Origin of the sequence: Symbioplanes lichenis (assembly GCF_030709675.1) — a bacterium.
GTDB classification, from domain to species: domain Bacteria; phylum Actinomycetota; class Actinomycetes; order Mycobacteriales; family Micromonosporaceae; genus Actinoplanes; species Actinoplanes lichenis.
This window is the reverse complement of the sequence record NZ_JAUZQD010000006.1, coordinates 104,390-126,556: the sequence shown is the minus strand read 5'-3', so window position 1 is coordinate 126,556 and position 22,167 is coordinate 104,390. Positions and strand designations below refer to the sequence as shown.

The following is a 22,167-nucleotide window of genomic DNA, read 5'->3' as shown; positions in this document are numbered from 1 at the left end:
CTCAGAAGCCCTGGATGCCGAGGGCCTGGGCGAGCTGCGCGAACTGGGCCTGCGTGGTCTGGGCGACCTGCTCGGGGGTCATCGTGCCGTTGACCATGTTCGCCAGGTTGACATAGAAGTCGGGGTTGACGGCGGCGTTCTGCTGCATCGAGCCCGCGGCGGTGTCCAGCGCGGCGGACGCGTCCTTCGCCACCTGGGGTACGCCGTCCGGGGTCGGCACCGACGGCTCGATCGAGACGCCCTTCGCGGCGGTCAGGTAGTCCTTGTAGTCCGTCTGGAGCCAGAAGCTCAGGAACTGCCGGGCTGCCGCCTCCCGCTTGGCGTCGCCGGTCTTCATGGCGACCAGCGCGTTGTCACCACCGGGCACCGACGTGGCGACGTTGCCGTCCTGGCTGATCGGGAACCAGCCGATCTTCTTGTCGATCGTCGCCGTGTCCGCCGTCGACTGCAGCAGCGACGTGAACGAGGTCAGCTGAAGCACCATGCCGGCCTTGCCGTCGAGCAGCGCCGGGCCGGACTCGGTGTACTTCGACGTCTTGTTGTCCGCGTTGAACAGCCCGTCGTCGTTCATCTGCTTGAACTGCTTGATGGCGTCGATGATCGGCGGGTCGGTGAACTTGAGTTCGTTGGAGTTGACCTTGTCCCACATGCCGTCCTTGGACTGCTCGGCCAGCAGCACCTGCGGCCACCACTGTGTCGGCCACTGGTCGCCGGCGGCGCCGAAGAAGGGGGCCGTACCCGACGCTTTGATCTTGCCGGCGTCGGTCAGCAGCTCCTGGAAGTTCTTCGGCGGGTCAGTGATGCCGGCCTTGGCGAAGACGTCCTTGTTGTAGAAGATGCCCAGCGTCGACGGCACGTTGACGAACGCCGCGTAGTTGTGGCCGTCGACCTTGCCGAGCTGCTGGATCGCCGGGGTCTGCTGCGCGAGCCAAGGGGCGCCGTCGAGCTGCTGCAGCCCGGTGGCCGGCTTGAGCAGCGCCAGCATGCTCCCGGTCGGCTGCCACGTCGCGAGGTCGGGCTTGGCGCCGGTGGCGAGCTTGGTGGGCGCGTTGGTCTCGTACACGTCGGGAATGATGACCTTGTTGATCTTCGCCCCGGTCTGCGCCTCGAACGCCTTGATGACACCGTCGGCCATCGTGGCCGTCTGCGTGGCCGTCCAGAAGGTGAGCGTGACGTCGTCGAGCTTGGCCGTCGGGTCGTTCCAGGTGACGCCGCCGCTGCCGGTGTCGCTGCCGGGGTTGTTGGCGGAGCAGCCGGTGAGCAGGGCGGCGACCGCGCCGACCGCTATCGCTGTGCGGAGCTTGTTCATGATCAGCTCTCCTGTCGGGGGGTGGGGTCGAGGCGGAACAGGCGCGCGGCCGGTCCGGGGGTGGTCGTGAGTTCGAGGTGTCCGCCGGTCGTCCGGGGCTGCCAGTCGGTGAGGTGAGCGGGATACACGACCTGCGCGTCTCCGGCGACGTCGAGCGAGACCTGGGTGCTTTCCGCACCCCGCCACCACACCGCCAAGTACGTGGCATCGGGGGCCCGCAGTCCGAGAACGATCAGGTCGTCGTCCCACGCCGGCAGCCCCACCGGCCAGAACGGCTCGGCCCGCTTGACGTCGGCCCGGATGCGCTTGTGGGCCTCGACGGCCTCGCGGATCAGGGCCAGCTCCCGCTCGCCCATCCGGTTGAGGTAGCCCGACAGATAGAGCCGCCCGGCCAGGCCGTTCACCATGGTGAAGGCGATCTCCTCGTCGGTCTGCCCGGCCTCCGGGTACGCCCAGTTGCCGGCCTGCTCCGGCAGCATCGTCGCGGGCGCGGCGGCCGCGATGGCCGCGTACAGGCGGAAGTCCTGCTGGTCCGAGGTGGACTGCAGATCGAGCCGCGACAACAGAGCGTAGTCGGAGCGCATGGCGCCGGAGGAGCAGTTCTCGAAGATCACCTCGGGGTGGCGGTCGAGAACGCCGTCGAGCCACGCCAGGTGGGCTCGGTTGTGCTCGAGGAGGCCGGTGCCCGGCTGCAACGCGTCCCGGTCGGTGCCCGGCCCGGGCGTCACGTTGTAGTCCAGCTTGAAATATCGCGCACCGTAGTCGTTGATCAGTCGGTCCACGACCTCGTCGAGGTGTGCGCGGGCGGCCGGGTGCCGCAGGTCGAGCAGGTAGCGCGAGTGCTCGACCACCCGCTCGCCGTGCCGGCTCATGAACGCCTCGACCGGCAGCTTGTCCGCGATCGGGCTGCGGACGCCGACGACCTCAGGCTCCAGCCACAGCCCGGGTCGCAGGCCCTGGCCACGGATGTAGTCGAGCACCGCCTTGAGCCCGCCGTCCGGGAACCGCCCCGTGGCCGGTTCCCACTCGCCGACGCTGTCCCACCAGTACTCGTCGCTGTACCAGCCGGCGTCGATGCAGAAGTACTCCGCCCCCGCCGCGGCGGCCGCGTCGATCAGCGGCAGCAGCAGCTCGGTGGTCGGCTCGCCCATCAGCGTGTTCATGTAGTCGTTGAAGATCAACGGCAGGCCGTCGTCCGCCGGGTGCGGCCGCCGCGACGCGCGCCGCTGCCGGGTCAGGCCGGCCAGCGCGCCCTGCCAGCCGTCGTCCGACACGGCAACTGAGACGGGTACGGACACGAACTGCTCGTTCCCGGCCAGCTTGACGGCCCACTGGTGGTCGCTGTCGTTCGGGCCGGTGACGATCAGCCCGTACGCGTTGTCGTGGTCACGCCGCCCGTCGACCTCCCAGCGCCAGCCGCCGTTGTGCTCGATCTGCCACGCCCAGGCGACGTCGGTGGCCGTGTCGTGCAGAATCCCGACGGGTACGAACTCGGCCGACGACCACGTGCTGCGCGCACTGGTCACGTGCTGCCCGCGGCCGTCGTGGAAGTGCAGGTCACTGTTGATGTCCGCCAGCCCGTCGGGGCCGCGCAGCGGGATGGTGGCCCAGCGGCCCTCGGCGCACCAGTCGGAGCGGGCCCGCATGAGGTTGACGTCGCGGTCGCCCGGCGGGGAGGCCGCGAACGACGACACCATCTGGATCACCTTCGGGACGGCGCCGCGGTTGACGACCTCCGTCCACGTCCTGGTGGCCGGGACGCCGGGCTCGGCCTGGAAGACGGTGGTCACTTCGAGGCCGGTGACCGGGTCGCTCTGCCGGATGCGCAGCTCGGTGTCCGTGGCCGTGTGGTCGGCGTAGCGCAACCGGTTGCCGGCCAGCGTGTTGGAGAAGCGGGTGTTGGTGAGCGAGTGGCCCTCGCCCAGGACGAGCAGCTCGACCAGCGGCTGCAGCCGATCGGTGACCTGGTGGTCGCCGGTGGTGGTGCTCAGACCGGCGAGGCGCGCGGGGGCGTCGGCCGGGATGTCCACGGTGAGCCGGATCTCTCCCGCGGCCCACTCGATTAACGTGCCTGTCATGGCTTCCCTTCGCTCGATCCCAGCTCAGCGGGGCTTGGGGCCATGAAAACGTTTATCAGGGTTTGTTACAAGAGTTTTTCGCGAAGTCGCGTGATAACGTTTTCATCACGGGCTCGGGGTGGCGTGGTGTGACTGCGTCGCGCCGGTGGTGTGGCTTCGGTCTCGCAAGCCGTGACGTGGGTCGCGTGATTCCTCGTCTCGCCCCGCAACGCCGCCGCCGTCACCGCGCGGCCGTCACCGCGCGGCCGTCACCGCGCGGCCGTCACCGCGTCGCCACCGCCCTCGCGCCGCCGTTATCGCCGCGCCGCCGTCGCCGCGCACCATCGCCGACTGGGCTGGGCGCGCTGAATAGCGCCCCTCCTCATGGCGCGCGGCGCACTCCCATGGCGCGCGGCGCGCTGTCGCCAGGGCCCAGATCGCGGTTGGGTCTGGCGCGTCGGTCCGGCCTCTTGCGCGCGGGTTTCAGGCGTGCGGGGCGGCGGTGCTCTCCCGGACCACGAGGTGGAGGTCGGCTCGCGGGGCTTCGTAGGGTTCGCCGGTGAGGCGGCCCAACAGGAAGCCGACCGCCGTGCGGCCGAGGGCGGCGAAGTCCTGGCCCATCGTGGTCAGGGCGGGCGTCCACAGCTGGGCGAGCGGATGATCGTCGAAGCCGACGACGCTGACGTCCTCGGGCACCCGGCGGCCCTGGGACTGCAAGCCCTTGATCACGCCGAAGGCCACCTCGTCGTTGCCGCACAGCACCGCCGTCACCTCGGCGCGCTGGGCGAGCTTGACGCCGGCCTCGTAGCCGGAACGGGCGGACCAGTCGGTCTCGAGCGGCTTGGGCACCTTGGCGCCGGCGTCGCGGAGGGCTTCGCGCCAGCCGAGCATGCGGCCGCTCGGGCGCCCCGAGCCCGGCACGGCGACGTGGTGGACAGTGCGGTGGCCCAGCGACAGCAGGTAGTCCGTCGCTTTGCGCCCGCCCGCGTGATCGTCGAAGAGCGCCCGGGGCACGTTGCGGGCACTGCTCGACGACGAGACCGCCGCGAGGGCGAGGGTGTCCGGCAAGGCGGCCAGGGCCCGGCTGCCCTGAATGTCGAACTCCAGGACGATGGCCCCCGCGAGCGGCTGCGTCAGAGCAAGATCCACCGCCGCCCGTACGGACTGCTCGTCCGGCCGGTCGATGACAGTGATCGCCACGACGAGCCCGGCGGCCCGGGCGGCTTCCTCGATACCTTGGATCGTGGTCGCGTACCCGTAGCGGGTCGTGTCGCCCGTCAGCACACTGATGATCGACCGCTGCCCGGTGACCAGCGCCCGCGCGGCGGCGTTGGGGTGATAGCCCAGGTCCTGGATGGCCTGCATGACCAGGCGCACCTTGTCCGCGCTGACCGGCGTCGACCCGCTGAGCACCCGAGAGACGGTGGGCACGGAGACGCCCGCCGCCCGGGCCACGTCGGCCAGGACGGGCGCACGTTTCACCGGCCGGCTGTTCACGCTGATCAGGGTACTCAGCGTCGGCGGGCGCCCGGCGACGGCTGCCGGTAAAGGAATCCGCGGTGTATGCGGTCTCCTGGCGCCGGCCGCTCGCTTCAGCTCTTCGGCCTTGGTCTGGGCGTTTTGGCTTGCGCGTTTTGGCTTGCGCGCTTTGGTTTGCACGCTTTGGTTTGCACGCCTTGGTTTGCACGCCTTGGTTTGCGCGCCTTCGTCTGGGTGCCTTTTCGGTGGCGGCCAGGGAGGATCCGGCGGGCGGTGCGGGGGATCCGGTGGGCGGAGCTCGGGGGAATTCGATTGCTGGGCGGGGTGCGCGGGCGATAGAAAGCGGCGCATGCTGCGTGGTGAGAAAGTGGGGCTGCGGGCCCGGGAAGCGGCGGACGTGCCGGTGCTGCACGAGGAGCTGCACGGTGACGTGCTGACGTTCGCGCGCGGGACGAGCCGGGCGTGGATGCCGATGACGGCGGGGAGTGATGCCGATCCGTGCGGGCTGGCGCCGGAAGATGATGTGAGCCGGGCGCGGTTTTCCGTGGTGGAGCTGGGGAGTGGGGAGCTTCTCGGCCAGTGCGGGCTGCATCGCATTGATCTGCTCAGCCGGAACGCCGGTCTGGGCATCAGTCTGCGGCCGGGTGCGCGGGGGCGGGGGTTCGGGGCGGATGTCGTGGCGGTGCTGTGCTGGTACGGGTTCGATGTGCGCGGGCTGCATCGGATCGAGATCGAGACGCTTGCGGACAATGACGCGATGCGGGGGACGGCTCGGGCGGCCGGGTTCGCCGAGGAGGGGGTGCGGCGGGAGGCGGCCTGGGTGAATGGCCGGTTTCTTGATGCTGTTCGGTACGGGTTGCTGGCGGCCGAGTGGCGAGCCGGTCGGGGCTGAGTCGAAGTCCGTCGGCGCTGCGTCGGCAGAGTGTGTTTCTGGCGGGGGCTTTGGTCGGCTGAGCGTGACTCTGGCGAAGGCTTTGGTCGGGGGAGTTTGCCTCCGGCGGGGGGCTCTGGCTTCGGGGATGGGGTTTACCCCAGTCATCCCGGCCACCGTCGACCCAGGGGAGCCTTGCAGACCGGCGCCGGGGCCGCCAGGCTTGGGCCGATTGGTTGCGCTTTGCGGTCAGTGGCGGCCCCGGCGCCGGCCTGCACCCCTTCGGGTGGGTCGACGGCGGACGGGATGGCTGGGGTCGGAGGGGCTCTCTGATTCGGGGGGACTTCGCCTCGTGAGGCGACCGCCTCTAGGAACGCTCTCGAATCTGATGGTTGCTACCAACCGTGTGGTGGCGCGGCGTAGGCGCCCTTGATGGTGTGCCCATGCGGTATTGGTCCGGCGCGGGCGTCTCCCACACGGTGCACTGTGCGGGCGCTGTCACGTCAGGCCGCTGTGCACCATGCGGGCACCGCGACAAATGAGCACCACCACACGCCCGCACCGCCACGTGCGGGGCGCCACCACGTTCGCGCGCCGCTACGTGCGGGGCGTCACCACGTTCGCGCGCTGCTACGTGCGGGGTGCCACCACGTTCGCGCGCCGCTACGTGCGGGGTGCCACCACGTTCGCGCATCACCGCGTGCGGGGCGCGACCGCGTGCGGGCGTTGCCACACTGGCGCGCCCACTGGACGCGGGTGCCACCTCATGGGCGCTGCAATACCCGCACGCCACCACACGCGGGCGCCGCGCGTTGGGTCAGCCCAGCCCTGCCCAGCGCGGCCCAACCCAGCCCAGCGCTGCCGGCCACGGCGCCACTGTCGCCGGGCGTGGGCGGGGGCTACGACTCGGTCGAAGTGCCAGTGCCGGTGCCGGTGCTGCTGCCGGTGCTGTTGCCGCTGACGCCGCCGTCGCCGGTGGGTGGGGTGGTGTGGTCGCCGGTGGGGGTGGTTTCGGGGTCGGTGGTGGGGTCGTCGGTGGGGTCGTCGGGGGTGGGGGTGCTTTCCGGGTCGTGGGGCTCGTCCGGGTCCGTCGGGTCGGTGGTGGGGTCGTCCGTCGGGTCGTCGTCCGTGGGGGTGGACGGGTCCGGGGAGGTGGGGGGTGTGCTTTCCGACGGGTCGGTGGGGTCGTCGGTGGGCTTGGTGGTGGGCTTGGAGGACTTCGGCGGCTTGGTGGGGTCGTAGTCGTCGTCGTTGTCCGAGTCGTGGTCGCGCGTGGTGCGGTCGACCGGGACCGCGTAGACCGGGGCGGTCGTGGTGGCGGTCGGGGTGGGGGTGGTGGCGCGGGGTGAGGCGGAGCCGAGGGGTGGGGTGTCGATCGGCTGGGGGGTGGGGGCGATCGCGGCGCCGTCGACGGCGGCTTCGGCTGTGCGGCCGCCCGGGTTGGCGGTGCCGTTGGCCAGCTGGAGGCCGAGGACGCTGACGACCGCGGTGGCCACGGCCATGGAGGCGACGGCGGCGGCGCGGCGGCGGGAGCGCTGCTGCTGGGGGCGCGAGCCCGGCGGGCGCGAGCGGGAAAGGACGTACTTGGGCAGCAGGCCGGCCGGGCGCGACGGGGCGGCCGGGGTCTCGGGCGCCGCGACCGTGGTGGCGGCGGGCGCCGCGGTGACCAGCGTGCCCGCGGCGCGGGGGACGGCGGGCAGCAGGGAGATCTGCGGGCGCAGGGTCGGCACGAGGCCGGCGGCGCGGCGCAGGACGGCGCGGGCCTCGGCGGCGGTCGGGCGCTGCTCGGGCTTGTCGGCGGTGCACGCCTCGTAGAGCTTGACGATCTCGCGGGGCAGGCCGGAGATGCGGGGGAGGCGGGGCGCCGGGTTGTTGTGGCGCTGGGCCAGGATCTCGCCCACGCTGGAGCCCTGCCAGGCGGCGCGGCCGACCAGGCACTCGAAGAGGACCAGGCCCAGCGCATAGATGTCGGCGGCGGGATAGGTCGGCTCGCCGCGCAGCTGCTCGGGCGCGAGGCTGACCGGGGTGCCCCAGAGGTTGCCCTGGGTGTCGACGCTGTTCTGACCCGCGGCGGCGGCGATGCCGAAGTCGACGACCTTGACGCCGCCGCCGGAGGGCAGCATCACGTTGCGGGGCTTGATGTCGCGGTGCACGAGGTCGCGCTCGTGGGCAGTGGCCAGCGCGGCGGCGGTGGCGGCGCAGATCATGGCGGCCTCGGGCCACGGGAGGGCGCCCTCGCGGGCGATCCGGTCGGCCAGCGTGTCGCCGTCGATGAACTCCATGACGAGATAGGGCACGCGGTGGCTGCCCTCGGTCGCCTCGCCGTAGTCGTAGACCCGGGCGACGTTGGGGTGGTTGAGCCCCGCCGCCGTCCGTGCCTCGCGCAGCACCTCGGCCGACGGCTCGTCACCGTCGGCCCGGTAGGACGAGAAGACCTTGACGGCCACCCGTCGCTTGAGCGTGCGGTCCCAGCCGCGGTGCACGACCGCGCTGCCCCCGCGTCCCACGGCCTCTTCGACCCTGTAGCGTCCCGCGAGCATCCGCACCACGGGCACCTCCCCGATTTTGCTGTTCCTCCCCGTTACCCAGAGTCGTCACGCAGCGTGTCACGAGGAGTCGACAGATACTCGGCGCCACCGGGTGAGCTGATCCTACCGGCCCACGGAAGGGGAGGCCATCGCGAAAAAGTGTCGCTTAAGCCACGTGATCCACATGCAACATTTCGCGTGTCACCAAGCGTCACCGGATTGCGTAACGATACGAACACTCTCCGAAGTGGCGGGCTCCGGCGGCGACGCGGGAAGCGGCGGCGACGAAGCGGAAAAACGCGATAGCATCGCCCGTACGGACGCCGCGTCGGTGTTGGCCCCGAAGAGCTCCGTGCCGGGCTCCATCCGTACGCCCTCGGTCAGCGGCCCGGCCATCACCGGGTCGAATCCGAGTTTGTCGACGAATGCCGCCACCTCGGAAACCGACGAGTCGCCGGCGACGGCAATCGCGCGCCGCCCCGGATCTCCCGCCGGCCGCGCGCCGCTCTCGAGATCGTGGTAACCCATGTGGTTGAACGCCTTCACAACGCGTGACTGCGGCAGGAAGGCCTGCACCAGCTCGCTGGACGATCCGAGGTCGTCGCGCACTCCGTCGACTTCCCACCAGTAGTTCATGGCGTCGACGACGAGCTTGCCGCGCAGCTCCTCGACGGGAACTGTCCGATATTTGCCAAGCGGAAGCGCCAGCACGACGATGTCCGCCCGGGCGGCCGCCTCGGCCGCGGTCACGGCGACGGCGCCCGGCGTGAGCACGCTCGTGATCAGCGCGATCTTCGCCGGGTCGCCGGACCCCGCGATCAGCACGTCGTACCCGGCGGCGACGGCCAGCCGCGCCAGCACCGTGCCCACCTTGCCGGCGCCGAGGATGCCGATCGTCGTCACTTCGCCCTCCCCACCAGGTCACGAACCATGGGTGCCACCTTGCTGCCGAAAAGCTCCACCGCCCGCGTACGGGCGCCGACCCGCTGTTCCCCCGCGGTGTAGATGAGGTCGAAGCGCCCCACGCCCAGCGTCCGCACCGCCGCCGCGATCTTACGGGCCACCGTCTCCGGGGAGCCGATGTACATCGAGCCGTGCGCCACCTCCGCGTCGAACTCCGCCCGGCGCAACGGCGGCCACCCGCGCAAGGCACCGATCCGGTCGCGGATCACCTTGTACGACGGGTAGAACAGCTCCTTCGCCTCCTCGTCGGTGTCGGCCACGAACCCGGGGGAGTGCATGCCCACCGGATGCGCAACCGTGCCCAGCTGCTCGGCTGCCCGCTCGTACAGGTCGATGTAGGGCTTGAACCGCGCGGGGTCGCCGCCGATGATCGCCAGCATGAGCGGCAGGCCGTGCTGGGCTGTCCGCACGACCGACTGCGGCGAGCCGCCCACGCCGACCCACGTGTCGAGCCGCCCGGACTCCGTCTTCGGATAGACGTCGGCGCCCGTCAGCGCGGCCCGGGTCGTGCCCTCCCACGTGACCGGCTTCTCGTCGAGGAGCCGGACGAAGAGATCGAGCTTCTCCTCGAACAACACGTCGTAGTCGCTGAGGTCGTACCCGAACAGCGGGAACGACTCGGTGAACGACCCACGCCCGAGGATGGCCTGCGCCCGCCCGCGCGAGATCGCGTCCACGGTCGCGAACCGCTGGAACACCCGCACCGGGTCGTCCGAGCTCAGGACGGTCACCCCCGATGCCAGCTTGATTCTCTGCGTACGGGCGGCGACCGCGGCCAGCACGGTCTCGGGCGTGCTGATCGAGTACTCGGGCCGGTGGTGCTCGCCGAGCGCGATGACATCGATGCCCAGCTCGTCGGCCAGCACCGCCTCGTCGACGACCTGGCGGATCGCGGCAGCCTGGGTCACCGGGGCGCCGTTGTCGTCCACGGGTACGTCACCGAAGGTGTCGAGGCCGAGCTGAAGCTCGCTCATGGGACCGCTCCTCCACGTGATTGACATGTCAACTTGTACGATTGACACGTCAAACAGAGGAGGGCGCCCACTTATGCCCAGGAGACTGCCCACACGTGACGAGCTGCACATCTGGCGGGAGTTCATCGAGACCACCGAGGCCCTGCGCGCCGCCGTGGGCGCCCGGCTCCAGAGCGACTCCGGTCTCTCGGCCGGCGATTACGGCGTACTCCTGGCGCTGAGCGAGGCTCCCGACCAGCGCTTGCGATCGTCGGACCTGGCTCTCGCCGTCGGCTGGGAACGCAGCCGGCTGTCCCACCATCTCGGCCGCATGGAGCGCCGCGGCCTGATCAGCCGGGGCCGCGCCACCGACGACAACCGTGGTGCTCTGATCACCTTGACGCCGGCGGGCGCGGCGGCTTTCCGGGAGGCCACCGCGCCCCACCTGCGCGCGATCCGCGAGCTCTTCGTCGACGCGCTGACGCCCGAGCAGCTCGCCGCCGCCGCCGACGTGGCCGGGGCCCTGCGGAGGACTCTCACTTCATGAAGGGGTCCCAGCGCTCGAGGTCGCGCAGCCAGGCCTTGGCCGAGCTGTCGGAAGGTGCGCGCCAGTCGCCGCGCGGGGAGAGCGAGCCGCCGGCGCTGACCTTGGGGCCGTTGGGCATGGCCGAGCGCTTGAACTGGGCGAAGCCGTAGAAGCGCCGGCAGAACACCTCGAGCCACTGGCGGATGGTCGGCAGGTCGTACGCGTTGCGCTTGTGCTCGGGGAAGTGCGGCGGCCACGCTCCGGCGGCCGCGTCGTGCCAGGCGTGCCACGCGAGGAACGCGATCTTGGACGGGCGGAAGCCGTAGCGCAGGACGTGGAAGAGGGTGAAGTCCTGCAGCGCGTACGGGCCGATCTTGCTCTCGGTCGACTGGAGCTCCGCGCCGGGGACCAGCTCGGGGCTGATCTCCGTGTCGAGCACCGACGACAGCACGTCGTTGACCGCCGCGTCGAACTGGCCGCTCGTGATGACCCAGCGGATCAGGTGCTGCATGAGCGTTTTCGGTACGCCACCGTTGACGTTGTAGTGGCTCATCTGATCGCCGACGCCGTACGTGCTCCAGCCCAGCGCCAGCTCGGACAGGTCGCCGGTGCCGAGCACGATGCCGTTGCGCTGGTTCGCGAGGCGGAACAGATAGTCCGTACGCAATCCGGCCTGCACGTTCTCGAACGTCACGTCGTAGACGGGCTCGCCCGCCGCGAACGGGTGATCGATCTCCTTGAGCATCAGCCGCGCGGTGTCCGTGATGTCCAGCTCGGTGGCCGTGATGCCCAGTGCACGCATGAGCGAATGCGCGTTTGACTTCGTCCCCTCGCTCGTGGCGAAGCCGGGCAGCGTGAAGCCGAGGATGTCGGTGCGCGGCCGGCCCGCCCGGTCCATCGCCTGCGCGGCCACGAGCAGCGCGTGCGTCGAGTCGAGCCCGCCGGACACGCCGATGACGACCTTGGGGTTGCCGATCGCCGCGAGCCGGGTCTGCAGGCCGGCGACCTGGATGTTGTACGCCTCGTAGCAGTCCTGCGCGAGCCGCTGCACGTCGGCGGGCACGAACGGGAACCGCTCGACACGCCGGCGCAGCCCTAGATCGGAGTCGGGCGCGTCGAGGCGGAACGCGATGCGCCGGAAATCGCTCGTGCGCGCGGCGTGCGTACGCCGGTTGTCGTCGAACGACCCCATCCGCAGCCGCTCCTGCCGCAGCAGATCGAGATCGACGTCGGCGATCGCGGCCCGGTCCTCCTGCGGAAACCGATCACTTTCGGCCAGCAGCACGCCGTTCTCGTGGATCATCGTCTGCCCGTCCCACGACAGGTCCGTGGTGGACTCGCCCAGACCGGCGGCCGCATAGGCGTAGACCGCCAGGCACCGCGACGATGCCGACCGGCACAGCATCTTCCGGTCCTCGGCGCGGCCGATCGTGATCGGACTGCCCGACAGGTTGAGCAGCACGGTGGCGCCGGCCAGCGCGGCCTCGGCACTCGGGGGCACGGGCACCCACATGTCCTCGCACACCTCGGCGTGCACGACCAGGCCGGGCACGTCGTCGGCGGCGAACAGCAGGTCCGGGCCGAAGGGGATCTCGGTGCCGAAAAGGCGGATGGTGCCGCCGCGCTCGTCGTCGCCGCCCGCGATCTGCCGCTTCTCGTAGAACTCGCGGTAGTTCGGCAGGTACGACTTAGGGGCGATGCCGAGGATCCGGCCGCGGTGCACGACGACCGCGCAGTTGTAGAGCCGGTTGCGGTGCTGCAGGGGCGCGCCGACGACGAGTACGGGCATGAGCCCGGCCGATCCGGCGACGACCTCGCCGAGCGCGGTCTCCACCTCGTCGAGCAGCGTGTCCTGGAGCAGCAGGTCCTCGATCGAGTAGCCGCACAGCCCGAGCTCCGGGAAGACCGCGACCGCCACCCCCTCGGCGTCCAGCGCCCGGGCCTGCCGCAGGATCGCGGCGGCGTTGGCGGGCGGGTCGGCGATGGTCGTGTGGCCGGTGCACGCGGCGATGCGGGCGAACCCGTGCTGGTAGATCGATCGGAAGTTCACCCACCCATGATCTCCCAATCGCGGCCGGGCTAACGCGCGTGTCGCTCATTCCGCGCGGTGCGCGTTTGCTCGTTCGCTCACGTCCGTGCGCTCAGCTCCCACGGGTGCGACGACCTGACCCGCGATCTACCCCGCCGCCTCGGTGACGTGCTCAGCTGAGCGGAGACGTCCGCCCGCGGGCGCGTCTCCTGCCGGCCGGGCTCCTCGCGGCGGCCGGGGCGAGCGCTCAATCGGGCACTGAGCGGTTTGCGCGTTCGGTCAGCGGGCGTAGCGGTCGGCCACGATTGCGGGCTGTTCGAGGATGCGGCCGGCTGCCGCGTCGCGGGCGAGGCGGAGGAACTGGGCGTGCGTCCAGGCGAGGGGCGTTGCCGAGTAGGTGGGCGTGCCGGGGATCTTGCCGCGCGGCGGCTGGTCGTCCCAGACCTGTTCGGGCAGCATGCCGCCGGGGCCGGTCACGTGGGCCATGTCGGTCACGCGGCGCTGCGCGGGCTGCCCGAGCGCGAGTTCGTACTCGCCGCGCTCACCGCTGAGCAGCGGCCACAGGCGGCCCCGGCTGAGCAGGGAGCCGTCCGGTTGCCCGTACTCCCACTGGGAGCCGTCCGCCTGCTCGCCGAACCCGTCGAACGATGCCCGGTGCCAGAAGAAGCCGTTCGGGGTTCGGACGCCGAGCTGGGCGTCCACCACGCGGACACTGTTCGCGATGTCGGGGTCGTCGGCGGGCAGCACCCCGAGCCGGACCAGCTCGAGGAAGCTGGGGTCGACGACGCGCCGCTGATCCACGTTCACCGGGCCGCTGTCACCGATGGTGTAGGTCGTACCCGCGTCGGGGTTGCCGTCCTTGGTGAGCCGGAGGAAGTAGGGCCGGTCCGAGTACGGGCCGGTGGTCGTGAGCGTCCAGTCCTTGACGCGAGCCTGCCAGTCGTCGGCCGTGGCCAGATAGCGCTCCGCGCGCGTGGCATCGCCGTTGCGTCGGGCGATGTCCGCCGCGCACACCAGTCCGGCGATCTCGGCCGCGATCGTGCCGGGCGACCAGCCGGACTGGTTCTCCCAGCGCTCCTGCGGTGACCAGGGCGCCTGCTCGTAGCCGACCAGGAAGTCGGCGGCGGCCCGGATGTGATCCCAGGTGGTGCCGTCGGTGCGCCCGAGCTGGTGGGCGAGCACGATGGGCAGGGCCACCTCGTCGAGCTGCAGGCCGCCCCAGAACGGCGTGCCGTCGACCTTCGAGTTCTGCGGGAAGGAGCCGTCGGCAGCCTGCTGTACCTGGAAGAGGTAGTCCAGGGCCCGTTTCGCCCCGGCGACGTCTCCGGCGGCGACAAGGCCGGTGGCGACCTGATACAAATCACGGGACCACACGAGGTGATAGGGGCCGGACGGGTCGTCGGTGCCGAAGGCCCACGGCATGGCGGGCGCGGCCACGAAGGCTCCGCGATAGGTCTTGTCCTCCGCCGCGGCGAGCACCAGGGCCGAGGTGCGCCACAGCTGCCGCTCCCGGTCGGTGCGCAGCGTCGCCGGCGGGCGCTTCAGGCCGTCCAGATAGGCATGCCAGCCGGACGCATAGTCGCGCGCGATCGCCGGGAACCCGCGCCGCAAACTCGCCGTCGCCGTGGTCACTGCCATCGCCGCCGCGTCCCCGCTCGTCGGCCCCGCCGTCACGCCGGCTTTCGGCGCATTGCTTCCGGTCGCTGACTTCTGCGCCGCGCCGGGCGTTGTGGCTGCGACACGGGCTGGTCGCGGGGCGGGGGACGTTGCCGGGGCGGTCGGCAGGGCGGTGGAGGCGAAGCCGAGGGCCAGTGTCGCGTGGCCGCGGTGGAGGCGTACGGCGGCGGTCTGCACCAGGTTGCCGGCGCCCGCGGAGGTGTAGCGGTGGTCGAGGCGGCCGTTGTCCAGGAGATCGGTCCAGCCGTCGCTCGTGCCGCGGAAGCCGCTGGACTTCGCGACGAAGGCGCTGGCCGTGGCGCCGTCCGTGGCGAGCAGGGTGTCGCGGGCGGTGCGGCCGCTGTCGTTGCCGCGCGTGTTCGCGAGCGCCGGGTCGTAGACGGCGAACAGGTCGTAGCGGTCGCGCCCGGCGAAATTCACGTCGACCAGCACGGTGGCGCGGGCGGGGTCGCTGGCGTAGGTCGCGGTGAGGCGCCAGCGGCCGTGCCGCTCGGTGAAGGTCTGGCGGAAGCTGAGGCTGCGCTCGTCGGTGATCGTGGTGCGCACGTCGGCGGCGGTCGCGGCCCGGGCTGCCGTCCGGCCGTCGCTCACGACGAAGTCAAGCGTGCGGGCGCTGGGCGCGTCGGCGGTCGGGAAGTAGATCTCGCCGAGGCCGCCCTCCTTCTGCACGGTGAACCACACCTTGCTGGCCAGGGTGTGCGAGGTGCCGATGCCGGACTTGTCCGCGGGCAGGTACTGCTCGTCGACGCCGGGCGCGCCGGGCGCTTGCTGGACGGATCCGGCGGCGGGCACCCCGGCCAGGGCGAGCGTCAGGACACCGGCGGAGAGCAGCTGTACGTACGCCACGATGCGCCTCCCGGAGAGAACGAGCCGTCCGTCCGAGGTATACACCGCCCCACCGATCGAGGCACCTGGATCATCCGTCGGGCGTGAACAGCCCCTGGATGCCGACGATGATCGCGAGCAGGCCGAAGATGGCCAGCAGCAACCCCACGCCCGACGGGCCGGACTCCCGCGAAGGCCGCCCGCCCCGGCCGGTCAGCCGGTCCCACAGCAGCGCCAGCCCGACGCCGATGCCGACGATCTCGAAGATGAACAGGCCCTGCCCCGAGAAGAGGTGACTGAGTAGGTAGTAGCCGCCGGTCACCAGGGCGACGACGCCGACCACCCAGCCCAGCGGCGCGACCTTCGCGGCCCCGCGGGCGAGATCGTCGCCGACCCGGGGCAGCCGGCGCAGCAGGGCGATGGCGAGCAGGAAACCGCCGACGATGTTGGCGAGATCCAGCAGCAGGGCGATGAGCACGAGCGGCATTCTTACCCGGTTCAGCGCACGAGGCAAACCGCGGCCGCCCGGCGCACCACGGGCGGGATCGCGCAGCCCGCCGCCACGAACACCACAGCCAGGACCAGCCAGCCCGGCACCCCGTGACCGACGGTCAGCCAGGTGATCGCCACCGGGCCGATCACGGCGCCCACCTGCTGACCCATGGTGTACGCGCCCTGGTACTGCCCGTGCGCGTGCTCCGGGGCGAGGGCGAACGACACGCCCCAGCCGCCCGCCGAGTACCACATCTCGGCGGTCACGTGCGCCACGGCGGCGGCGAGCAGGAACGCGACGGTCGCCCCTCCGGCCGTACCCTCCGTCAGCGCCAGCAGCGCGCAGGCCGCGGCCAGCGCGAACCCCGCCCGTCGCGAAGCCCGGGCTGCCCCGCCGGCGGAGTCGGTGCCGCGGGCGAGGCGCACCTGCAGCAGCACCACGGCCACCGTGTTCACCGCGAACAGCACCGAGACCATCCACCGCGGCGCGTCGGTGCGCACCGCGATCCACAGGGGAAGCACGACTTCGAGCAGGCTGAAGTTGAGAGCAAGAACACCGTCCAGCGCGACGAACGCCAGGAACGGCCGGTCCCGCAGGGCGACGAGCCGAGGCCCCGATCCCGTACGCGCCACCCGCGCGAGCGGCGCCAGCCGGGTGAGCAGGGCCGCCGCCACCAGGTACGTCACCGCGTCGCCCACGATCAGCGCCAGGTACGCCGCCCGCGTGTCCACGGCCAGCCCGATGCCCGCGATCCCGACCCCCGCCGTCAGTCCCACGTTGGTGACCGACCGCAGGTAGGCCCGCGCGTACACCCGCCGGTCGCCCGGCACCCCGCGCCCGAGGATCGCCCCGCGCGCCCCGCGCTGAGCCATGTCCAGCACCGCGATCGGCACCGCCACCAGCAGGAACCCGGCCATCGACCGGACGCCGAGCAGCCCCAGCTCGCACAAGCCGGTCCCGGCGAGACAGCCGACGGCCACCCCGCGCGGGCCCAGCCGGTCCGCCAGATAGCCCGCCGGCGTGCTCGTCACCAGCCCGGCCAGCCCCACGATCGTCAGCGCCAGCCCGGTCTGCGCCACCGACAGCCCGGCCGACCGGGTCAGGAAGAGCGCACTCGACGCCATCCACAGTCCGGTGCCGACAGTGTTGACCAGCGTCGCCCACGCGAGTACGCGGATCGGCCCGGGCTCGGGAAGCAGCGGCATACATCTATCTCACCGCGTTCCCGGCCCACTGCGGTACGCCTCTGGACCACCATTCAGTCGAACGCTTGCCACTGCCCGTGGGCGTGGTCCGGGGCGAGGGCCAGCCGAGGAGCGGCCGTTGCGCAAAGCGATCAAACGGTGGCCTGGAGGGTCACCACCAGCCGCTGGGGCGAGGGCGTGAGGCGGTACTCCGGCAGGACGCCCTGGCCGCACGACGCGGTGCCGACGCCGCTGGACGCCGCGTCGAGCGACACCCACGTCTCGGTGGCCGCGGGGAGTTCGTGGTCGTGAGCGGTGGCGGCCACCACGTCCCGGCTCCACGGGCGGACGGTCAGCGGCACCGCATCGCCGCTCACGACCAGGGAGGGCGGGCCGGCGAGCCGGATGAGGGCCACGTCCACCCGCCGGGCGCCGTGCTCCTGCGGCCGGATCGTTCGTTCCGCGAAGGCGTCACGGTCCAGGGTGAACGCGCCATAGCGGGCGCCCTGGCCGGTGTCCGGGTATTGCGGGCCGGGTCCCCAGCCGTCCCAGTGCACCTCGGTGGCCGGCTTGTCCAGGCGCAGGTCGATCCCGGCGCGCGCCCAGTCGCACGGCCACTCGCCGTACGGGGTCAGGGACAGGTCCAGCGTCGTGGCGGCGCCGTCGGTGGTCCAGCGCCACGTCACGTCCACGCCGGCGCCGATCACCGGTGGGCCGCTGCGGGTGCGCACCACCAGCGCGTCGCCGTCGGTCGTGATGTCGATCAGACGCGTCCGCAGGTCGTGGAGACGAGCATTTGCCCAGCGTACGGCCATGGGCGGCAGATTTCGCTCGTCCCAGCCGGTGCCCCGGTCGTTCTCGGTCGGCGCGCGCCACAGGCTCACCGCCAGGTCGTGCACGAGGAGACCGTCGAGCTGGACGAGCATCCCGGTGCGCTCGTCGAACAGGGCCGGGCCGAAACGCAGCAGCCCGTCCCCGAGCGAGCTGAGCCGGCCGTCGCCGGTCGCGCGGAACGAGTCGCTGCGGTCGCCGAGGTGCTGGGTCCAGGCGACCTTGTGCCCGGCCGGGCATCCGTCGCCGGCTTCCCTGCGGCGCAGCGAGACCGTGACGACCTGCCGCAGGGAAGTCGCGGGCAGCGTCAGATCGAGCGCGACGACGGCGGTGGCGCCCGCCGTCACCGGGGGCAGGTCGAGCGGGACGGCCACCTCGTCCACGGTGAGCACGGCTTCGAGGTGGGACAGGTCGAGGGCGTGGTGGCGGTTGGTCACCGTCAGGGTGGACAGGTCCGGGGCGAGGTCGAGCGACACCGGCGCGAAGACGCGGGCGACGTCGGCCAGGGCCGGGCCGGGGGTCTTGTCGGCGTGGACCAGCCCGTCGACCACGAAGCTGCCATCGTGGACGCGTTCGCCGAAGTCGCCGCCGTAGAGCTGGATCGGGCGCCCGCCGGCCGTCGTGCCGCCGTCGAGGGCGTGTTCGACCCACTCCCAGATGAAGCCGCCCGCCAGCCGCGGGTACGTGTGGAACAGCTCCTGGTACTCGCTGAGGCCGCCGGGGCCGTTGCCCATCGCGTGGGCGTACTCGCAGAGGATGAACGGCAGGGAGTCGCGGTGCTCGTCGCCGTCGGTGTCCTCGAACTTCCCGATGGCCTCGACCTGGCTGGTGAGGGCGTACATGCGGGAGTAGAGGTCGACGTGCCGGGAGCGGCGGTCGCCCTCGTAGTGCACCAGGCGGTCCGGGTCGCGGTCCTTGGTCCACCGGGCCGCCGCGTCGAGGTTGGCGCCCGTGCCGGCCTCGTTGCCCAGGGACCAGATCAGGACGCTGGGGTGATTCTTGTCGCGCTCGACCGTGCGGCGCATCCGGTCCTCGATGGCGTCACGCCACGCCGGATCGTCGGACGGATTGCCGCGCCAGTCCTGCACGACGAAACCGTGGGTCTCCAGGTCGTTCTCGAGGATCAGGTAGAAGCCGAGCTCGTCGGCGAGGTCGAGGAAGCCGGCATGCGGAGGGTAGTGCGACGTGCGTACGGCATTGATGTTGTGCTGCTTCATGAGCAGCAGCTCGGCGCGCGCGGTAGCCAGGTCCACCGCCCGGCCGCGGCGCGGGTCGTGCTCGTGCCTGTTCACGCCGCGGAGCAGCAGAGGAGCGCCGTTGAGCTTGAGCGTGGCGTCCTCCACGTGCACGGTCCGGAAGCCGACGCGCAGGTCGACGGTCTCGGTCGCGGTGCGCACCTGGGCGGCGTACAGGCGAGGGGTCTCGGCGCTCCAGGGCTGGACCGCCGGCAGGTGATGGTCCACCCCCGTGGCGGCGTCGTGCAGGCCCAGCTCGGGCAGGTCGACGGTGGCGGTGGCGGGGTCGGCCTCGATCCGCAGGGTGCCGGCGCCGGCGTCGTAGCTCGCGTGCACGAAGACGTCGCGGATGCCGCCCTCGGGCCGGGCGAGCAGGGTCACGCCGCGGAAGATGCCGGGCATCCACCACATGTCCTGGTCCTCGAGATAGCTGTGCGCCGACCACTGCGCGAGCTGCACGGCGAGGACGTTGCCGCCGGCGCGCAGGAATCCGGTGACGTCGAACTCGGTGGTCAGCCGGCTGCCGCGCAGGGTGCCCAGCTCGGTGCCGTTGAGCCAGACCGTGGCCGCGCCGTCGACGCCCTCGAAGCGCAGGACCGCGGGGTGGGCGAGCACCTCGGCGGCGGCCTCGAACTCGGTGCGGTGGTCGGCGACCGGGTTGTCGTCCGGCGGGTGCGGCGGGTCGAGCGGGAACGGGAAGTCGGCGTTGGCGTAGACGGGGGAGCCGTACCCCTGCAGCGGCAGGTGGCCGGGCACCTCGACCGGCGACCAGTCCGCGGCGGTCAGGGCGGCGCCGGGCTGCTGCCAGCCGTCGTCCGGCACGTGCCGCGGCGTCGGGTGCCGCCGGATCTGCCAGGTGCCGTCGAGCGACTGGCGCGGCGCGTCCGAGTGCAGGTGCGCGCGGGCCGCGAGGGCGCCACGGCCGGGCCGGGGATCGGCGAGCAGCTCGTTGATCATGAAACCAAGCCTCGCACACGCGGGCGCAGCAGGTAAGAGAGCACAGCTGCGGCGGCGGCCACGGCGGCGGCCGTGTAGCCGTGCGACGCGTGGCCCAGCCCGGCCGCGGTGAGCGCGCCGCCGGTCGCCGTGCCGAGCACGTTCGCGAAGCTGATGGCGGCCTGGTTGACCGCCGCCGCGACGGCCGGGACGGCGGGCGCCGCGTCCATCAGCCGCAGCTGCAACGACGGCAACAGCAGTTGCAGCACGAGGCCCAGCCCGAACGCCCCGGCGAACGGCGCCCACGGCTCACTCATCACGGCGGCGAAGCCCGCGAGCACGACGACCCCGGCCAGGCAGGCGAGCGGCACGGTGCGGACGACGTCCCAGTCGGCGAGCCGGCCGCCGGCCACCGCGCCCAGCGTCAGCCCCACCCCGAACGCCATCAGCACGAACGGGATCGCCCCGGCCGCCAGCCCGGCGGTCTGGGTGGTGATCGGTGCGATGTAGCTGAACACGCAGTAGATCCCGGCGAACGCCGTCGCGGTGATCGCGAACCCGGACCACAGCACGGGGTTCCGCAACGCCCGCACCGTCGCCCGCGGTCCGGCGGCGGCCGGCTCCGGCCGGGAGGGCACGTGCCGCAGGATCGCCCCGAACGCCACGACGAAGACGACCACGGCGAGCGCGAGCGCGGCCCGCCAGCTCACTGCCTGGCCCAGCCCGATGGCCAGCGGTACGCCCAGGATGCTGGCGATCGTCTGCCCGATCGCCACGAACGCGGTCGCCCGGCCGCGCCGTTCCCGCTCGACGAGCGACGCCGCGGTCGCCGCCGACAGTGCCAGATAGGCCCCGTGCGGCAACCCGGCGACGAACCGCGCCGCGTCGAAGGCCACGATGCTCGGAGCCACGACCGCCGCGCCGTTGCCGACCGCGAAGAGTGCCACGGTTGCAAGAAGTAGCCGCTGCCGCGGGACCCGGGCGCCGGCGACGGTGATGAGCGGGGCGCCGATGACGACGCCGAGGGCGTACAGGGAAATGGCCGTGCCGACGCTCGCCTCGCTCGAGCCGAACCCGGCCGCGATCGACGGCAGCAGCCCGGTGACGGCGAACTCGGCGATGCCGATGCCGAAGGCACCGAGCGCGAGGGCGGTCAGGGCCGCACGGGGGTAGTGCACCGGCCGCACGGGGGCCGGCGCCAGCAGGGTCGCCACAGGAAGTCTTCTTTCTGGTCAGCCGTCGAGATGAGCGACGGACGCGCCGGGCACGAAGTGCGGATCGACCGTGACCAGGACCGGTTCGGGGTCGGCGCCGGGGTCGGCCAGCCGCGCCAGCAGCCGCTCGGCCGCCCGGGCGGCGATCTCGTGCGTCGGCTGTTCGACGATGCTCAGCCGCGGGAGCGTCGCCATGGCCAGCTCCCGCGCGTCGAAGCCGACGAGTGACAGGTCCCGCCCCAGCCGTAATCCCGAGTCGTTGAGCGCGATCAACGCCCCCAGGGTGAGCTCGTGGCTCGCGCAGAAGACCGCAGTCGGCCGGTCGCGGGCGGCGAGAACGTGGCGCATCGACTCCTGGCCGCCGGCGACGGTCCAGGCGCCGGCGGTCAGCAGCGTGTCGTCGGGGGTGATGCCGTTGGCGGCCAGTTCCGCGCGGAAGCCGGCCGAGCGTTCACGGTGGGTGGAGACGTCCGGTGTGCCGCCGACGAGGCCGATGCGGCGGTGGCCGTGGTCGATCAGCAGGCGCGCCGCGAGGGCCCCGGCGCCCCGGTTGTCCAGGAAGACGCCGTCGGTCGCGAGCCCGTCGGCCTGCCAGTCGACCTGGACGACCGGGATGCCGGCGGCGGCCGCGGCCAGGGCCGGGACGTCGTGCGGCGGCGGGACGGTGATGATGCCGTCGACCATCCGGCTCATGAGCAGGCCGACCGCGTCGCCGGGCTCGGGGCTGGCGGCCACGAGCACGCTCAGGCCGGCGTCGTGCAGCGCCTTCTCGACACCCGCGATGATCGTCAGGTGGAAGTTGTTGGTCAGGGCCGGCAGGAGTACGCCCACCGTCCGCGACCGCCCCGACCGCAGGTTGCGCGCGATCGTGTTGGGCCGGAAGCCGAGCTGCTCGGCGGCCTCCTCGATGGCCCGCCTGTTCTCGTCGAGCACCGTGCGGCCGTTGAAGTACTTCGAGATCGTGGCCAGCGACAACCCGGTCAGGCGCTGGATGTCCTTGTACGACGACACCGGCCACCTCCTCGAGAGAGAGCGAAACGTTTCTTTTCGAGAGTAA

General features: G+C 72.0%; 15 protein-coding genes. 2 read left to right on the top strand and 13 right to left on the bottom strand.

Features of this window, described 5'->3' with window-relative positions:
* Position 1: 1 nt before the first annotated feature.
* The 3 genes from RAN62_RS15875 to RAN62_RS15865 all read right to left on the bottom strand — a co-directional run bounded on the left by RAN62_RS15875 (position 2) and on the right by RAN62_RS15865 (position 4,863).
* Positions 2-1,309 carry an ABC transporter substrate-binding protein gene (locus tag RAN62_RS15875; protein ID WP_305785414.1) on the bottom strand — a complete coding sequence of 436 codons (1,308 nt, stop codon included), beginning with the start codon at positions 1,307-1,309 and terminating at the stop codon, positions 2-4.
* A gap of 2 nt (positions 1,310-1,311) precedes the next feature.
* The gene (locus RAN62_RS15870; protein WP_305785413.1) at positions 1,312-3,387 is read right to left on the bottom strand and encodes a glycoside hydrolase family 36 protein; all 2,076 of its coding nucleotides are present in this window, start codon (positions 3,385-3,387) and stop codon (positions 1,312-1,314) included.
* A gap of 462 nt (positions 3,388-3,849) precedes the next feature.
* The gene (locus RAN62_RS15865) at positions 3,850-4,863 is read right to left on the bottom strand and encodes a LacI family DNA-binding transcriptional regulator (RefSeq protein ID WP_305785412.1); all 1,014 of its coding nucleotides are present in this window, start codon (positions 4,861-4,863) and stop codon (positions 3,850-3,852) included.
* A gap of 331 nt (positions 4,864-5,194) precedes the next feature.
* On the opposite strand from RAN62_RS15865, the gene RAN62_RS15860 reads away from it, so the two are divergent.
* Positions 5,195-5,737 (top strand): GNAT family N-acetyltransferase, encoded by a 543-nt coding sequence (locus RAN62_RS15860; protein ID WP_305785411.1) that lies wholly within the window; start codon positions 5,195-5,197, stop codon positions 5,735-5,737.
* 878 nt (positions 5,738-6,615) lie between these two features.
* On the opposite strand, the gene RAN62_RS15855 is transcribed toward RAN62_RS15860, so the two are convergent.
* From RAN62_RS15855 to RAN62_RS15845, 3 genes are all read right to left on the bottom strand, one after another.
* Positions 6,616-8,271, bottom strand: coding sequence for a serine/threonine-protein kinase (locus tag RAN62_RS15855; RefSeq protein WP_305785410.1), 1,656 nt, complete (start codon positions 8,269-8,271; stop codon positions 6,616-6,618).
* Between the two features lie 174 nt (positions 8,272-8,445).
* Positions 8,446-9,147, bottom strand: coding sequence for an NADPH-dependent F420 reductase (locus RAN62_RS15850; protein ID WP_305785409.1), 702 nt, complete (start codon positions 9,145-9,147; stop codon positions 8,446-8,448).
* Positions 9,144-10,181, bottom strand: coding sequence for an LLM class flavin-dependent oxidoreductase (locus tag RAN62_RS15845; RefSeq protein ID WP_305785408.1), 1,038 nt, complete (start codon positions 10,179-10,181; stop codon positions 9,144-9,146). The genes RAN62_RS15850 and RAN62_RS15845 overlap by 4 nt, the downstream gene beginning before the upstream one ends.
* 73 nt (positions 10,182-10,254) lie before the next feature.
* On the opposite strand from RAN62_RS15845, the gene RAN62_RS15840 reads away from it, so the two are divergent.
* Positions 10,255-10,707, top strand: coding sequence for a MarR family winged helix-turn-helix transcriptional regulator (locus RAN62_RS15840; protein WP_305785407.1), 453 nt, complete (start codon positions 10,255-10,257; stop codon positions 10,705-10,707).
* Here the strand turns inward: RAN62_RS15840 and RAN62_RS15835 are convergent.
* From RAN62_RS15835 to RAN62_RS15805, 7 genes are all read right to left on the bottom strand, one after another.
* A complete protein-coding gene (locus RAN62_RS15835) occupies positions 10,697-12,736 on the bottom strand; it encodes an NAD(+) synthase (protein WP_305785406.1) in 2,040 nt (679 codons plus the stop codon). The genes RAN62_RS15840 and RAN62_RS15835 overlap by 11 nt on opposite strands.
* Before the next feature lie 258 nt (positions 12,737-12,994).
* Positions 12,995-15,238, bottom strand: a complete 2,244-nt coding sequence (locus RAN62_RS15830) for a glycoside hydrolase family 15 protein (RefSeq protein ID WP_305785405.1) — start codon at positions 15,236-15,238, stop codon at positions 12,995-12,997.
* Positions 15,239-15,308: 70 nt separating this feature from the next.
* A complete protein-coding gene (locus tag RAN62_RS15825) occupies positions 15,309-15,704 on the bottom strand; it encodes a hypothetical protein (RefSeq protein ID WP_305785404.1) in 396 nt (131 codons plus the stop codon).
* Positions 15,705-15,715: 11 nt separating this feature from the next.
* On the bottom strand, positions 15,716-16,915 hold the full coding sequence (locus RAN62_RS15820) for an MFS transporter (RefSeq protein WP_305785403.1): 1,200 nt from the start codon (positions 16,913-16,915) through the stop codon (positions 15,716-15,718).
* Between the two features lie 131 nt (positions 16,916-17,046).
* Positions 17,047-19,917 (bottom strand): glycoside hydrolase family 2 TIM barrel-domain containing protein, encoded by a 2,871-nt coding sequence (locus RAN62_RS15815; RefSeq protein ID WP_305785402.1) that lies wholly within the window; start codon positions 19,915-19,917, stop codon positions 17,047-17,049.
* Positions 19,914-21,110 (bottom strand): MFS transporter, encoded by a 1,197-nt coding sequence (locus RAN62_RS15810; RefSeq protein ID WP_305785401.1) that lies wholly within the window; start codon positions 21,108-21,110, stop codon positions 19,914-19,916. Before RAN62_RS15810 ends, RAN62_RS15815 begins: the two co-directional genes overlap by 4 nt.
* 18 nt (positions 21,111-21,128) lie before the next feature.
* Complete coding sequence (locus RAN62_RS15805) at positions 21,129-22,121, bottom strand: LacI family DNA-binding transcriptional regulator (RefSeq protein WP_305785400.1); 993 nt, start codon at positions 22,119-22,121, stop codon at positions 21,129-21,131.
* Positions 22,122-22,167: the final 46 nt, after the last annotated feature.

Coding starts and splice junctions, on each gene's coding strand:
- RAN62_RS15815 (WP_305785402.1), bottom strand. CDS start 19,917: ATGATCAACGAGCTGCTCGCCGATCCCCGGCCCGGCCGTGGCGCCCTC.
- RAN62_RS15860 (WP_305785411.1), top strand. CDS start 5,195: ATGCTGCGTGGTGAGAAAGTGGGGCTGCGGGCCCGGGAAGCGGCGGAC.
- RAN62_RS15875 (WP_305785414.1), bottom strand. CDS start 1,309: ATGAACAAGCTCCGCACAGCGATAGCGGTCGGCGCGGTCGCCGCCCTG.
- RAN62_RS15845 (WP_305785408.1), bottom strand. CDS start 10,181: ATGAGCGAGCTTCAGCTCGGCCTCGACACCTTCGGTGACGTACCCGTG.
- RAN62_RS15870 (WP_305785413.1), bottom strand. CDS start 3,387: ATGACAGGCACGTTAATCGAGTGGGCCGCGGGAGAGATCCGGCTCACC.
- RAN62_RS15820 (WP_305785403.1), bottom strand. CDS start 16,915: ATGCCGCTGCTTCCCGAGCCCGGGCCGATCCGCGTACTCGCGTGGGCG.
- RAN62_RS15825 (WP_305785404.1), bottom strand. CDS start 15,704: ATGCCGCTCGTGCTCATCGCCCTGCTGCTGGATCTCGCCAACATCGTC.
- RAN62_RS15840 (WP_305785407.1), top strand. CDS start 10,255: ATGCCCAGGAGACTGCCCACACGTGACGAGCTGCACATCTGGCGGGAG.